Genomic DNA, 14687 nt, shown 5'->3' on the forward strand with positions numbered 1-14687 from the left:
CCTGGTCCGGCTCATGCGAGCGAATGCGCACGGTGCCGCGCGAGGTCGGCTGCAGATTGCAGGCGCTCACGGTGATGGCGGGAAAACGGTGCAGGGGATCGCCGAACTTGTCCAGCGACAGCGGCTGCACGTGAAACTGGATATTGGCGCGCTCGCGGCGCGGATCGGAGCGCGTGAAGATCCCGAGCTGCGACGGCGCCATGGTCAGCGGCCCGCGGCGGCGCAACGCATAATCGAGCCCCATCAGGCCGCGCCGGAGAAGCGAGTAATAAGTCTCGTTCAGCGTGCGCACGCCATCGACCTTGTAGATCGCCCGCTGCTGCAGATGGTCCTGCAGATTGCGCCCGACGCCTTTTCGGTCGAGCACGGTTGCGATGCCGAGCGGCGCCAGCCATTCCGAAGGCCCAATGCCGGAGCGCTGCAGCACCTGGATCGATCCGATCGAGCCGGCGCACAGGATCACTTCGCCCTTGGCGCGCGCCTCCACAATTTCGCCGCCTCTGCTGAAGCGCACGCCGGCGGCGCGGCCCTGCTCGACGATCAGGCGGTCGACCAGCACGTCCTTTTCGAGCCGCAGATTGGGACGCTTCAGCGCGGGCTTCAAGAAACCGCGCGCCGACGACCAGCGGCGTCCACGCTTCTGGTTGACATGGAAATAGCCGACGCCCTCATTGTCGCCGGTGTTGAAATCCGCAATTTTGTGAATCCCCATTTCCTGCGCCGCGTCCCCGACCGCGTCCAGGATCGCCCACGACAATCGCGGCGCCTCGATCCGCCAGCCGCCGCCGATGCCGTGGTGCTCGCTTTCGCCGAGGAAATGATCCTCCAGCCGGCGAAACGCGGGGAGCACGTCGTCGTAACCCCAGCCGGAGAGGCCAAGCTGGCGCCAGTGGTCGTAGTCGGCGGCTTGTCCGCGCATCGAGATCATGGCGTTGATGGCGGAGGAGCCGCCGATCACCTTGCCGCGGGGATAGGCCAGCGCGCGGCCGTTGAGGCCGGCTTCCGGCTCGGTCCGGAACATCCAGTCCGAGCGCGGATTGCCGATCGCGAAGAGATAGCCGACCGGGATATGAAACCAGATCCAGTTGTCGTTGCCGCCGGCCTCCAGGATCAGCACGCGATTGCTGGGATCGGCCGACAGCCGGTTGGCGACGATGCAGCCGGCGGTGCCCGCCCCGACCACAATATAGTCGAAATCACCCTCAAGCCGCTTCATAAGCCATCACCATGCCGCCCGTTTCAGCACCATAGCGTATCGAAGGCCATAGCGTCGCCATCGCCCGCTGTACAGCGCCCGAGGAGAATTGGGCAGACCGCGGGTTGCATGCTAGACAGGGCAGAGCCCTCAACCCGGAAAACCCATAACCGCCATGCCCATCGTCAACCGCGTCGCCGATCTGCAACCCGACATCCAGGCCTGGCGCCGCGATATCCACGAGCATCCGGAATTGCTGTATGAAGTGCACCGCACCGCGGCATTCGTGGCGGACCGGTTGCGGGAGTTCGGCTGCGACGAGGTCGCCACCGGACTCGGCCGCACCGGCGTCGTCGGCGTCATCAAGGGCCGCAAACGGGCGGCCAATGGCGACATCAAGGTGATCGGGCTTCGCGCCGACATGGACGCGTTGCCGATCGAGGAGGCGACCAGTCTGCCCTATGCCTCCAAGACGCCTGGCTTGATGCATGCTTGCGGCCATGACGGGCACACCGCGATGCTGCTCGGTGCGGCGCGCTATCTGGCCGAGACGCGGAATTTCGCCGGCGATGCGGTCGTGATCTTCCAGCCCGCCGAGGAAGGTGGCGCCGGCGCCGCCGCGATGATCAAGGACGGGCTGATGGACCGCTTCGGCATCGAGCAGGTCTATGGCATGCACAACGGTCCGGGCATTCCGATCGGCTCGTTTGCGATCCGGCCCGGTCCGATCATGGCCGCCACCGATTCGATCGACATCAAGATCGAAGGGCTCGGCGGGCACGCGGCGCGACCGCATAAATGCATCGATTCCGTGCTGGTCGGCGCGCAGCTGATCACGGCGCTGCAAACCATCGTCGCGCGCAGCGTCGATCCACTGGAATCGGCCGTGATCTCGATGTGCGAGTTCCATGCCGGCAACGCCCGCAACGTCATCCCGCAAACCGCCGAACTCAGGGGCACGGTGCGGACGCTGACGCCGGAGGTGCGGGAACTGGTCGAGAAGCGGGTGCGTGAGGTCGTCGCCGGCGTGGCGCAGATCACCGGCGCCAAGATCAATCTCACCTACGAGCATGGCTATCCCGTCACGGTCAATCATGCCTCGCAGACCGACCGCGCCATCCAGGTGGCGAAGGAAGTCGCCGGCGACGCCAATGTTCATGAGTCGCCGCCGATGATGGGGGCGGAGGATTTCGCCTACATGCTGGAGGCACGGCCGGGGGCGTTCATCTTCTGCGGCAACGGCAACAGCGCCGGTCTGCATCACCCCGCCTATAATTTCAACGACGAGGCGATCGTCCACGGCACCTCGTACTGGATCAAGCTGGTCGAGAACACGCTGGCGGCGTGAGCCGTCAGTCGATCAATCAAAAGGCCCGCGCAGTTGCGCGGGCCTTTGCAATATGACGAACGGTTGCGACCTAAAGGATGCTGTAGAACAGATAGTAAAGGAAGCCGGAGAGCATCATCGCGGCCGGTAATGTCAATACCCAGGCGAGCGCGATGTTGCGGATCGTCGACCATTGCAGCCCGGAGCCGCTGGCCGCCATGGTGCCGGCGATGCCGGAGGAGAGCACGTGGGTGGTCGACACCGGCAGTCCGTAGCCGTCGGCGGCTGCGATCGTCGCCGCCGCGGTAATCTCGGCGCAGGCGCCCTGTGCATAGGTCAGGTGAGTCTTGCCGATCTTCTCGCCGACAGTGACCACGATACGCTTCCAGCCGATCATGGTACCGAGCCCAAGCGCGATGGCCACCGCGATCTTCACCCAGGTCGGGATGAACTTGGTCGCGCCGTCGAGCGAGCCCTTGTAGCTGTTCAGGGTCGCGACCTCATCCTTGTTGAGTTCGCTCTCCTTGTCCTTCATCAGGAAGCGGAGCGCCTCGGAAACCAGATACATGTCGTTGCGGGTATTGCCGACGGCGTCTGCCGGGAATTTTGCCAGCGATCCGTACTGAGTCACCTGGTTGCTGATGTCCTTAACCAGCACCGCCAATGACGGGTAGGTTCCCTCATTGATCTGGTGCTCGGCGACGTAGCTCGTCACCGCCGGGCGCGGATTGCCCAGGATGTTGAAGCCGGCGCCCTTCTTTTCGATCACCGCGCTGGCAGCTTCCGAATGGACGCTGAACTGCTTGATCTGGCTGTCGGGCAGTGCGCGGTTGAGCGCATAGGCGGTCGGCACCGTGCCGATCAGGATCAGCATGATCAGGCCCATGCCCTTCTGGCCGTCGTTCGATCCGTGGAAGAAGCTGACGAGGGTGCAGGTCAGGATCAGGATGCCGCGGATCCACCAGGGCGGCGGCTGGTCGCCCTTGGGCTCGGCGAACAGCGCCGGCGTTGCGTGGGCCATCACCGTCTTGAGCACGAACAGCAAGACCGCCGCCAGTGCGAAGCCGAACAGGGGCGACAGCAGCAGCGCCTTGCCGATATTGGCCGCCTGCGACCAGTCCACCCCGGAGGTGCCGTCGCGGCCGCGGATCAGGGCGTTGGTGATGCCGACACCCATGATCGATCCGATCAGGGTGTGCGAACTCGATGCGGGCAGGCCGAAATACCAGGTGCCGACGTTCCAGATGATGGCCGCGATCAGCAACGCGAACACCATGGCGAAGCCGGCGCCGCTGCCGACCTGCAGGATCAATTCGACGGGTAATAGCGACACGATGCCGAAGGCCACCGCGCCGCTCGACAGCAGCACGCCGAACAAATTGAACATGCCCGACCAGACCACGGCGATGTGGGCTGGCATCGAGCGCGTATAGATGACCGTTGCCACAGCATTTGCGGTGTCGTGAAAGCCGTTGACGAATTCGAAGCCGAGCGCAATCAGGAGCGCGACGAACAGCAGAAGGTACGGCAGATAGGTCGTCACCTTGGTGCCGGTCGCATCGATGTCGAGGTAGATGCTGTAGGCGACGAACAGCAATGCTGCCGTCACCACTCCCATGTAGATGATACCGGTCAGCGGATGAAAGCCGCCATCGAGGTCTGGACCTTTCCGGATTGCGGGCTCGATCGAACCCGGTAACGCCATATCGCTCATGTGGATATTCCCCTGTCCCAATGGGGGGATTTTAGCTTGGGGCATGTGACAGGAGCGTGAAGTGCGAGCGTTGAAGTTGCGGCGCAGCAATATTGCGGCGAGGGAGAAGCGGGAAAGCAAGGAACAGCCGACCCTTTCCGGACAAGTTCAGGCCGCATGCAGGGACTTATCCACAAGCGCCGCGGCAATTTTCAGATCACTGACGAAGCGTTCGTACTCCCGTGCCTTGGCATCCTCGTCAGGCAATCGCAACAGGTAGGACGGGTGCACCGTCACCAGCGCCTGGATCCCATCTTCGAGATCGATCAGGCGGCCGCGATTCTTGTTGATCGGCGTGATCTTGCCGAGCACGCATTGCGCCGCGGTCGCGCCCATCGCCACCACCAGCGCGGGTCTGATCGCGGCCAGTTCGCGTTCGTACCATGGCCGGCACGCCCTGATCTCCGAGGTCGTCGGCTTCTGGTGCAGGCGAAATTTTCCCCTGAGCACAAATTTGAAATGTTTTACCGCACCGGTGACGTAGGCCTGTTTGCGGTCGATGCCGGCTTCCTCGAGCGCGCGGTCGAGCATCTGTCCCGCCGGCCCCACGAACGGCTTGCCGGCAAGGTCTTCCTTGTCGCCGGGCTGCTCGCCGACCAGCATTAGCGGTGCGTGTGGCGGGCCTTCGCCGAACACGGTCTGTGTCGCATCTTTCCAGAGCGGACAGGCGCGGCAACCGGCCGCCTCTTCGCGCAGGGTTTTGAGGCTGAGGAAGGCGGTCGGCATCGGCATTTCTCCAGATATCGTTGAGAGTGTCATTGCCGCGGTCAGCTTTAATGCTGGCCGGACGGGAAGAGTTCCTCCGATCCCATTGGGATTGCTTGGAAAAAACATAAACTCCGGATCCCGATTGACTCTCCTGACCTTGTTAGCTTTATATTAGAACATATCATGAACAAATGATCCAGCTTTTGGTTCTCCCTGAACCGGTTGGCAGTCCAGATCTTTCCCGGGAGCGGCGCATGAGCGGCGCACGCACGAACACGCTTGCGGCTCTGCGCGGCAACATCGAGCGCATCGAGGCACATGGCGATGCGTACGCGCCGCGCAGGGTGGCGCTCGGGCATGCCGAGGCGGACACGCTGCTGCAGGGCGGTCTGGCTTTGGGCGCGATGCATGAGGTGTTCACGGAAACCGGCCGACACAGCGCCGCGGCGACTGGTTTTGTCGCGGGGCTTGCGGGCCGCGCGGCGGCGCGACGGCCTTTGGTCTGGATACGTCAGGATTTCACCGAAATTGAATCGGGCGCGCTGTCGATGAGCGGGCTCGTCGAACTCGGGCTCGATCCGCGCCGCCTGGTGACGGTGCGCGCTGTGGATGTGGACGCCGCGTTGCGCAGTGCCGCCGATGCGCTGGCCTGCGATGCGCTTGGCGTAGTCGTGCTGGAAGTCTGGGGGCAGGCGCGTCAGTTCGATCTCGTCGCCAGCCGCAAGCTGACATTGGCGGCGCAGGCTTCGGGCGTCACCTGCCTGTTGCTGCGGATGGCGGCGGAGCCACAACCCTCGACGGCGGAGACAAGATGGATCGTGCGCGCGGCGCATTCGCCGCCGGCTATGCAGGCGCCTTTGCTGGCGAGCGCGTGGGGCGCGCCGCTGTTCGACACGCAGCTTGTCCGCAACCGTCATGGCCCTGTCGGCCGGTGGATCATGGAATGGAAATGTGATGAGTGCCTTTTCGGTCAACCGTCGGCGTATCCTCAGCTTGTGGCTGCCGCGCCTGCCCATCGATCGCATCAAGCGCGAGCTCGCGCGGAACAACGCCGCGCCAGCTAACGGCCAAAATGCCGATGATCCCAGCGTCGTCGTCGCCAAGCAGAACAATGCGCTGCAGATTTTCGCGCTCGACGATGCGGCAGCACGCCTCGGCCTCGATATCGGCTTGCCGCTCGCCAACGCCCGTGCCATCTGCCCGCAATTGCGGGTATTCGACGCCGACGAGGCCGCCGACGCGCAGGCGCTGAACGCCATCGCCGGTTGGTGCGACCGCTTCACCCCGCTGGTGGCGCTCGATTTCCCGCACGGCCTGTTTCTCGACATCACCGGCTGTGTCCATTTGTTCGGCGGCGAGGCTGCGATGATGCGGCTGTTGTGCGACGTGTTGACCGCGCAGGGCTTTGCGGTCAGCGCCGCCATTGCCGGCACCGCGGTGTGTGCGCGCACGCTGACCCGTCATGTCCATGGCCGCATCGTTTCGCCTGGCGAGGAAGCCGATGCGGTCGGACCGCTGCCGGTATCGGCGCTGGGCGCCGATGCCACCGTCGTCACCGGCCTGCGCCGCGCCGGCTTGAAAACCATCGGCGACGTCGCCTCCCGTGCCCGGCATGAAATCACCGCCCGCTTCGGCGCTGATTTTACGAATCTTTTGGAGCAGGCGCTGGGACAAGGCGATGCGCCGATCAGCCCCCTGAAACCGCTGCCGGACTACATTGTGGAGAAACGTTTCGCCGAACCGGTGACGACCGAAACGGTGATCTCCGCGACCCTGTCCAGATTGGCCGGAATGCTGGTTGCGGCGATGGCGCAGCAGGGCAAGGGCGCGCGGCGGCTGGAAGCCCGCTTCTTCCGCACCGACGGCGCGGTCCGCACTATCATGGTTGACACCGGACAGCCCGTGACCAGGCGTGAGGTGATCGACCGGCTGTTTCGCGAACGGCTCGGCGCCCTGAGCGATCCGCTCGATCCCGGTTTCGGCTTCGATCTGATCCGCCTGTCGGCGAGCCGCACCGAGATCGTCGTGCAGGAACAGCGCGATCTCGATGCCAATGTGCACGACAATGACGAGTTGGCCGCCCTGATCGACCGCATCGCCGCGCGCATCGGGGGAAAACGCGTGGTCGTGCACCTGCCGCAGGACACCCACATCCCGGAGCGCGCGGTGCTGGCGGCGCCGGCGCAGCATCATCTGACGGCTGCCACAAACGCGGTCTGGCCGGCGCGTGCCGAAGGCGAACCGCCGCTGCGGCCGTTGCGATTGTTCGATCGGCCGGAGCAAATAAAAGTCATCGCCCAGGTGCCGGATGGCCCGCCCGCGCGCTTTGTCTGGCGCCGCGCTACCCACGCCGTGGTCCGCGCCGAAGGTCCCGAGCGCGTCGCCATGGAATGGTGGCGTGCGGAAGGGACGATGCTGACGCGCGATTATTTCCGCGTCGAGGACGAAGCGGGCTTGCGGTTCTGGCTCTATCGCGACGGACTTTACGACCGCGAGATCGAACAGCAGGAGGGCAGGGCGGTTCAGCCGAACTGGTACATGCATGGGTTGTTCGCATGATGAACCCGGCTTACGCGGAGATCGGAATTACGACGAACTTCTCGTTCCTGCGGGGAGGATCGGACCCGCGGGATTATGTACATCAGGCGAGCGATCTGCGTCTTCCCGTTATCGGCATTGCCGACCACAATACGCTGGCGGGCGTGGTGCGGGCCTACAAGGAGCTGGAAAATCCAAAGGTCAATCACAAGCCCAAACTCCTGATCGGTTCGCGTCTCGTTTTTATGGACGACACGCCGGACGTGCTGGTCTACCCGCGCGATCGCGCGGCTTATGGCCGGCTGTGCCAGTTGTTGACCAGGGGCAAACGAGGTGAGGGTACTGAAAAGGGGGAATGTCATCTCAGGCTGCATGACCTGCTGGAATTCGCCGAGGGGCAGCTTCTCGCCGTGATGCTGCCGCATCGCTTCGAAGCGACGAAATCGATCGAGGTTCTGGATCAATTGTGGCGCAGCCGCGCGGATGGGGTGTGGCTTGCGGCCAGCCTTTTGTATCGTGGCGACGACAGGCGTCGTCTGGCGCGACTTCATGGCGTGGCCACAACCGCCCGCGTACCACTGCTGGCGACCAACGAGGTGCTGTATCACGACCCTGCGCGCCGCCAGCTGCAGGACGTCCTCACCTGCATCCGCGAAAAGACGACCATCGATGCCATCGGCAAGCGCCTTGAAGCCAACGCCGAACGTCATCTCAAGCCTGCGGATGAAATGGCACGGCTGTTCTACGATGTGCCCGAAGCGATTGCGGAAACTATGCGGTTTGCCGGCCGAATCGATTTTTCGCTCGATCAGCTCAAATACCAATATCCCGATGAGCCGGTACCGCCGGGCAAGACCGCGCAGCGTCATCTGGAAGATCTGACCTGGCAGGGTGCGCACAGGAGATTTCCGATCCGGATTTCGCCCAAGACCAAAAAGGTTCTGCACAAGGAACTGCGCCTGATCCGCAAGCTCAAATACGCGCATTACTTTCTCACCGTGCACGATATCGTCCATTACGCACGTGAGCAGAAAATCCTCTGCCAGGGCCGGGGATCGGCGGCGAATTCGGCCGTCTGCTATGTGCTCGACGTGACTTCCGTCGATCCGACCAAGGTCGATCTCCTGTTCGAGCGTTTCATCTCCAAGGAGCGGCTGGAGCCGCCCGACATCGACGTCGATTTCGAGCATTCGCGGCGCGAGGAGGTCATGCAATATGTCTACCGCAGATATGGCAGGCATCGCGCCGCCATTATCGCGACCGTCATCCATTACCGGCCACGCAGTGCGATTCGCGATGTCGGCAAGGCATTGGGGTTGACCGAGGATGTGACGGCGGCACTGGCCGATACGGTATGGGGGAACTGGGGCGACGGCCTCGACGAGATGCAGGTCAAGCAGGCCGGGCTCGATCCGAAAAATCCGATGGTTGAGCTTGCCGTCGAACTGGCAACCGAACTGATCGAATTCCCGAGGCACCTGTCGCAGCATGTCGGCGGCTATGTGCTGACGCAGGACCGGCTCGACACCTACGTGCCGATCGGCAATGCCGCGATGGACGATCGCACCTTCATCGAATGGGACAAGGACGACGTCGACGCGCTGAAGATGATGAAGGTCGACGTGCTGGCCTTGGGCATGCTGACCTGCATCCGAAAATGTTTTGATCTCATCGCCGATCACAAGGGCAAGCGTCACGAACTGGCGACGGTTCCCCAGGATGATGAACCAGTCTACGACATGTTGTGCCGCGGTGAATCGCTCGGCGTGTTCCAGGTCGAGAGCCGGGCGCAAATGAACATGCTGCCGCGCTTGAAACCGCGAAAATTTTACGACCTCGTCATCGAGGTCGCGATCGTGCGACCGGGCCCGATCCAGGGCGACATGGTGCATCCCTATCTGCGGCGGCGGAACGGCATCGAGAAGGAGATTTATCCCTCGCCCTCGCCCGAGCATGGACCGCCGGACGAGTTGTACCGGGTGCTGCACAAGACGCTTGGCGTGCCGCTGTTCCAGGAACAGGCAATGCGAATTGCGATTGAGGCCGCAAAATTCACGCCAGAGGAAGCCAACGGGCTGCGCCGCTCGATGGCGACCTTTCGCAATGTCGGCACCATCGGCACATTCGAAGACAAGATGATCGGCAACATGATCGCGCGGGGTTACGCGCCTGAATTCGCCAAGAATTGTTTCGAGCAGATCAAGGGGTTCGGCAGCTACGGCTTTCCGGAAAGCCATGCCGCGAGTTTCGCGCAGCTCGTCTATGTCTCGTCCTGGCTCAAGCACTATCATCCCGACGCGTTCTGCTGCGGACTGTTGAATTCGCAGCCGATGGGTTTTTATGCGCCGGCGCAGATCGTCGGCGATGCCCGCAAGAACGGCGTCGAGGTGCGCGCGATCGACGTGTCTTTCAGTCATGCGCAGAATACGCTGGAGCAGGGCGACGGAGAGTATTGCGCCGTGCGGCTGGGCTTTCGCCAGATCGACGGATTTCATTGGGTTGATCCGGACGAGGAAAGGCTGAAAGAAATTCAATTGTCGTTCCGAGGCGTCGCGATAGCGACGAACCCGGAAGTTCGAGATTCTCCGATGTGCAATTGCACATCGCAGTTCACGCTTGGCGTGCCCCGGAATGACATTGGAGAAACTAAAGACTGGTCCGAGCGCATCATCGCCGCGCGGCAGCGCCGTCCGTTCACCTCGCTGGAGGATTTCGCCCGCGACACGGGCTTGCCCAAGCGCGCGCTGATGCTGCTGGCGGATGCCGATGCGTTCCGCTCCATCGGGCTGGATCGCCGCGCCGCCCTCTGGTCGGTGCGCCGGCTGCCCGACGACGTGCCGCTGCCGCTGTTCGAGGCGGCCACCGCGCGCGAGCAGCCGGATGAAAATGCGAAAGCATTGCCTGCGATGCCGCTGCCGGAGCAGGTGGTGGCCGACTATCAGACCATCCGGCTGTCGCTGAAGGGCCATCCAATGGAATTTTTGCGGTCGATGTTTGCCGGCGAAAGCGTGATCGCCTGCGACGGCGTCTGTCATGCCCGCGACAGGCAATATGTCCGCTGCGCCGGCGTGGTGCTGGTGCGGCAGCGCCCGGGCAGCGCCAAGGGCGTCGTCTTCATGACGCTGGAAGACGAAACCGGCATCGCCAATATCGTGGTGTGGCCGAAGGTGATGGAGAAATTCCGCAAAGAAGTGATGGGCGCGCGGCTGGTGCTGGTCGAGGGCACCATTCAAAGCAGCCCGGAGAAAGTCGTGCATCTCGTCGCCGAGAAATTGTTCGACCGCTCCCGCGATCTCGTCGGTCTCGCCAATGACGCGCTCGGCCGGAAACACCCCGTGCCGGCAGGTCCCGCGCTGATCGAACCGCTGCATGATGACCGGCGCCAGCATCCGGACAATCCCGCCCAGAAAATCCGCCATCCCCGCAATGTGCGCATCCTGCCGCCCTCGCGGGATTTTCATTGAGCCGGTCGTCATTGCGAGCGCAGCGAAGCAATCCATCGAGCACCAAAAAGAAAGATGGATTGCTTCGCTCCGCTCGCAATGACGGTGGGAGCCGCTCTCGCCTATTTTGCACAAGCAGCTATAATTGCGAGATCGACACGCCGGAAAATCCTCATGCAAAGCCCCCGCGAAATCATCGCCGATCTCTGGACACTCGCCGGCGGCGAGCCTGCCACGCTCGATGCCGTCACGCTGACCGGGGAAGAACCGCAACTGCCGTCGTCGTTTCGTGTCGCGGCCGCCGCGCAGGCCAGCGTCGCCGCCGCGGGCCTTGCGGCCGCACAAATCTGGCAACTGCGTTCGGGGCAATCGCAGGATGTGACCGTCGACATGCGCCATGCCGTCGTCGAATGCCGCAGCGAGCGTTATCTGCGCGTCGACGGCAAGTCGCCGCCGCCGACCTGGGACGTCATCGCCGGCGTCTACAAGATCGGCGACGGGCGTTACGTGCGGCTGCACACCAATTTTCCCCATCACCAGGCCGCCGTCTGCAAGGTGCTGAACTGCAAGCCGGTGCGCGACGAGGTCCAGGCCGCGTTGATGGGCTGGGAAGCCGAGGCGTTCGAGACCGCGGCCTATGCCGCAGGCGGCGTGGTCGCGATGATGCGCTCGCACGATGAATGGTCGGCGTCGCCGCACGCCCGGGCGCTGGCGGCGCTGCCGACCATCACAATCGAAAAAATCGGCGAGGCCGCGCCAAAACCCTGGCCGGCGGGCGACCGCCCGCTTGCAGGGGTCCGCGCGCTCGACCTGTCGCGGGTGATCGCTGCTCCCGTCGCCGGCCGCACGCTCGCGGCCCATGGCGCCGATGTGCTCTTGATCTCCAGTCCCGATCTGCCGGCGATTCCCTGGCTCACCATCGACACCGGACGCGGCAAGCTCACGAGCTTTGTCGATCTCAGGAGTGAGCAGGGACGGGGCGTGTTGCGCGATCTGCTCGCCGCTGCGGATATTTTTTCGCAAGGCTATCGCCCGCGCGCGATCGCGAGCCTCGGCTTCGCGCCGGAGGATGCCGCCCGCATCAATCCCGGCATCGTCTACGTCTCGCTGTCGGCCTACGGTCACGCCGGGCCGTGGGCGGAGCGCCGCGGCTACGACTCGCTGGTACAGACCACGACCGGTTTCAATCATGCCGAAGGCCAGGCCGCCGGCATCGACGGTCCGAAGGAATTGCCGGCGCAGATGCTCGACCATGCCACCGGCTACCTGATGGCGTTCGGCGCCATGATGGCGAAGGCGCGCCAGTCGTGCGAAGGCGGCAGCTGGCATGTCCGGGTGTCGCTGGCGCAGACCGGCCGATGGCTGTGGAACCTCGGCCGCGTCGCCGACGGCCTCAAAACCGCGGATTTGCAGGCCGACGCGGTCAGTCCCTTCTTCGAACAGGTGTCATCGGGCTTCGGCCCGCTGCGCGCGGTCAGCCATTCCGCCATCCTGTCGAAAACGCCGGCGCGCTGGGAGCGACCCGCGATGCCGCTCGGCAGTCACCCGCCGCAATGGCCGGGGCGCCACGGCTAATTTCGGTACTGATGTGGGCGTATGCCCATGAATTCTGCCCACTCCGTTTGTGGTTGACGCTTCCCTGTGGCTGTTCCTTGATACCATCAGGGAAAAACCGCAGGAGATGACCATGCGGACTGGGGAACACCAGGGCCAAACCGTCGGAACCTCCGACCAGATTCTCGGGGAAATCCGCGACTATTGCCGCGCGACCCAAACGGCCGAATCCACCTTCGGGCGGCTCGTCGTCAACGACGGCAAACTGGTGTCGCGTTTGCGCGACGGCGCCCGGATCACCACCGGCACGCTCGACAAGGTGCGCGCCTATCTCAGCGAACATCGGGCCATGCAGCCCCCCGCGCAGACCAAAGCTGCCGCGGGCGCCAAGCCGGTCAACGGTGCAGCGGTCGTAGCCGACATCGTCCCGGCCGGGTTCCGGTTCTTCGACAACCGGCAGAAATACCTGCTGTTCGTCTCGACCTGCAGCGAGAAGACCGAAATCGCCAACCGGATTTCGCTCGAGCTCGGCAATCTGCAGCCGGCGCCGCCGGCGCTTCGCATCTTCGACGCCGGTGTCGGCGACGGTACCGTGCTGTCGCGCGTGATGCGCTCGGTGCATGCGCGCTTCCCGACCATGCCGCTCTATGTCGTCGCCAAGGAAATCAGCTACGAGGATGTGCGGCTGATGCTCGAGAAGATGGCGGATCGGCTGTTCGAGCATCCGGCGACCGTGCTGGTCGTCACCAACCTCTACTACGCGGAGGCGCCGTGGCTGACGCCGCGCTCGGTGACTTCGGCGCAGGGCCTGATCTGGAAGGATGTCGCGCTCACCGGCAATACCGCGCACGGCTTTGCCGAGCAGATCGGACAGCTCGAAGGTTTTCTGGCCGAGAATTGGCGGGCCGGGATCAGTCCGACCACCGGCAATCCCGTCTATACGCGGCCGATTATCCTGACATTGCGGCGCGAGGATCACTCCTTCCTGCTCGATCCGATCATGCCGCGGCCCGGGCGGGTGATGGCCGACTACGATCTGGTGATCGCCTCGCAACCGTACCGGGCGCGCGCCAGCGTCGAGTTCAAGGCTTCAAAAATCGTGACGCCGCTGGTCAAGGCGTTGCGGCCCGGCGGCCGGCTGATCGGGATCCATTCGCACGGCAAGGATCCCGGCATCGAGATCATCGACCAGGTCTGGCCCGGCGATGATCCGTTCAAGACCGATCGCTATGCGATCCTGCGCCAGGTCAAGCACGAGCTTGGCGCCGCGGCGCGGCACTATAATTTCAACGCCTCGTCGGACGCACGCTCGATCTTCCGCTACCGCATGCACACGCTTCCGGACGAGGTCAGCGGGCCGATCGGAACCTCGACCTTGTTCGCGGCCTGGAACGCCGCGATCTATGTCGCGCAGATCGAGGACGACCGGCTGTCCGAGGTGGTCCGCGAGGGCCGTTACCTCGAGGCCACCGACCGCGTGCTGAAAAAGCATGGCGGTCTCTGGTTCAACGACGAGACCTATGTGATTTCGCGACGCCGCGCCTGACGCGCGGCGGAACCTGCAAGCGGAGCAAAGCCGCAATGGCATCCGGCGACGAACTTATTACACTGTTGTCGCGGGCTTCCGTCGAGATCTCCTCGCGCGGGCACCAGCTGGAGCAGTTGCACGATCATTTCGCGGCCGGCACCGATGTCACCATCACCTTCCTGCCCGGCGACAGCTATCGCCATAATATCGAGACGGCGACCGCGCTGCGTCGCGCCGGCTTTAACCCGGTGCCGCATATCGCGGCGCGCGAAATGGCCTCGCGCGAGATGCTCGATGATTTTTTGGCGCGGCTGCGGGGCGAAGCCGATGTCGCACGCGTGCTGCTGATCGCGGGCGATGTCGCGCTGGCGCGAGGCCCGTTCAAGTCGAGCCTCGATGTCGGGGGGAGCTGCTTGATCGAGGCGCATGGCATCCGATCGGTGAGCGTCGCAGGCCACCCCGAAGGCCATCCCTATCTGGCGGCGGCCGAGGCCTTCAAGGTGCTGGAAGCCTGGCGCGACTGGGGCGCCAGAACGAAAATCCAGGTCAATGTGACGACGCAATTCTGCTTCGAGAGCGCGCCGATCCTCGGATGGATCGCCGCATTGACTACACAGGGCATCGGTCTTCCCGTCATCATA

Annotated in this window: 8 protein-coding genes and 2 pseudogenes; 7 read left to right on the forward strand and 3 right to left on the reverse strand. The window is 63.8% G+C overall.

The genetic code is table 11. The features are described from left to right. On the reverse strand, window positions 1-1216 hold a 1216-nt coding region (locus VK804_RS31840; protein ID WP_325752265.1), incomplete at its 3' end, for a GMC family oxidoreductase. Window positions 1217-1370: 154 nt separating this feature from the next. Here VK804_RS31840 and VK804_RS31845 point away from each other — a divergent pair. Further along, window positions 1371-2543, forward strand: coding sequence for a M20 aminoacylase family protein (locus tag VK804_RS31845; RefSeq protein ID WP_325752266.1), 1173 nt, complete (start codon window positions 1371-1373; stop codon window positions 2541-2543). A 70-nt stretch (window positions 2544-2613) separates the two neighbouring features. Here VK804_RS31845 and VK804_RS31850 read toward each other — a convergent pair whose 3' ends face one another. Both VK804_RS31850 and VK804_RS31855 read right to left on the reverse strand, forming a co-directional pair. Continuing rightward, window positions 2614-4236 carry an inorganic phosphate transporter gene (locus VK804_RS31850; RefSeq protein WP_325752267.1) on the reverse strand — a complete coding sequence of 541 codons (1623 nt, stop codon included), beginning with the start codon at window positions 4234-4236 and terminating at the stop codon, window positions 2614-2616. Between the two features lie 147 nt (window positions 4237-4383). Then, window positions 4384-4980 (reverse strand): annotated as a pseudogene (locus VK804_RS31855) (UdgX family uracil-DNA binding protein); the annotation flags it as partial. 257 nt (window positions 4981-5237) lie between these two features. Between VK804_RS31855 and VK804_RS31860 the strand changes: the two are divergent. The 6 genes and pseudogenes from VK804_RS31860 to VK804_RS31885 form a co-directional block, all read left to right on the forward strand. After that, the gene (locus VK804_RS31860; protein WP_325752268.1) at window positions 5238-6047 is read left to right on the forward strand and encodes a DNA repair protein; all 810 of its coding nucleotides are present in this window, start codon (window positions 5238-5240) and stop codon (window positions 6045-6047) included. Beyond that, window positions 5938-7542, forward strand: coding sequence for a DNA polymerase Y family protein (locus VK804_RS31865; protein WP_325752269.1), 1605 nt, complete (start codon window positions 5938-5940; stop codon window positions 7540-7542). The genes VK804_RS31860 and VK804_RS31865 overlap by 110 nt, the downstream gene beginning before the upstream one ends. After that, window positions 7539-10985 carry an error-prone DNA polymerase gene (locus VK804_RS31870; RefSeq protein WP_325752270.1) on the forward strand — a complete coding sequence of 1149 codons (3447 nt, stop codon included), beginning with the start codon at window positions 7539-7541 and terminating at the stop codon, window positions 10983-10985. The genes VK804_RS31865 and VK804_RS31870 overlap by 4 nt, the downstream gene beginning before the upstream one ends. Window positions 10986-11138: 153 nt before the next feature. Then, the gene (locus tag VK804_RS31875) at window positions 11139-12539 is read left to right on the forward strand and encodes a CoA transferase (RefSeq protein WP_325752271.1); all 1401 of its coding nucleotides are present in this window, start codon (window positions 11139-11141) and stop codon (window positions 12537-12539) included. Between the two features lie 112 nt (window positions 12540-12651). Continuing rightward, on the forward strand, window positions 12652-14064 hold the full coding sequence (locus tag VK804_RS31880; RefSeq protein ID WP_325752272.1) for a hypothetical protein: 1413 nt from the start codon (window positions 12652-12654) through the stop codon (window positions 14062-14064). Between the two features lie 35 nt (window positions 14065-14099). Continuing rightward, window positions 14100-14687 (forward strand): annotated as a pseudogene (locus VK804_RS31885) (hypothetical protein); the annotation flags it as partial.

The sequence above is a fragment of the Bradyrhizobium sp. genome, assembly GCF_035484855.1.
Classification (GTDB): domain Bacteria; phylum Pseudomonadota; class Alphaproteobacteria; order Rhizobiales; family Xanthobacteraceae; genus Bradyrhizobium.

What these genes read in the sequence shown, in the direction of transcription:
- VK804_RS31845 (WP_325752266.1), top strand. Translation starts at nt 1,371, where the DNA reads ATGCCCATCGTCAACCGCGTCGCCGATCTGCAACCCGACATCCAGGCC.
- VK804_RS31865 (WP_325752269.1), top strand. Translation starts at nt 5,938, where the DNA reads ATGAGTGCCTTTTCGGTCAACCGTCGGCGTATCCTCAGCTTGTGGCTG.
- VK804_RS31875 (WP_325752271.1), top strand. Translation starts at nt 11,139, where the DNA reads ATGCAAAGCCCCCGCGAAATCATCGCCGATCTCTGGACACTCGCCGGC.
- VK804_RS31870 (WP_325752270.1), top strand. Translation starts at nt 7,539, where the DNA reads ATGATGAACCCGGCTTACGCGGAGATCGGAATTACGACGAACTTCTCG.
- VK804_RS31850 (WP_325752267.1), bottom strand. Translation starts at nt 4,236, where the DNA reads ATGAGCGATATGGCGTTACCGGGTTCGATCGAGCCCGCAATCCGGAAA.
- VK804_RS31860 (WP_325752268.1), top strand. Translation starts at nt 5,238, where the DNA reads ATGAGCGGCGCACGCACGAACACGCTTGCGGCTCTGCGCGGCAACATC.
- VK804_RS31880 (WP_325752272.1), top strand. Translation starts at nt 12,652, where the DNA reads ATGCGGACTGGGGAACACCAGGGCCAAACCGTCGGAACCTCCGACCAG.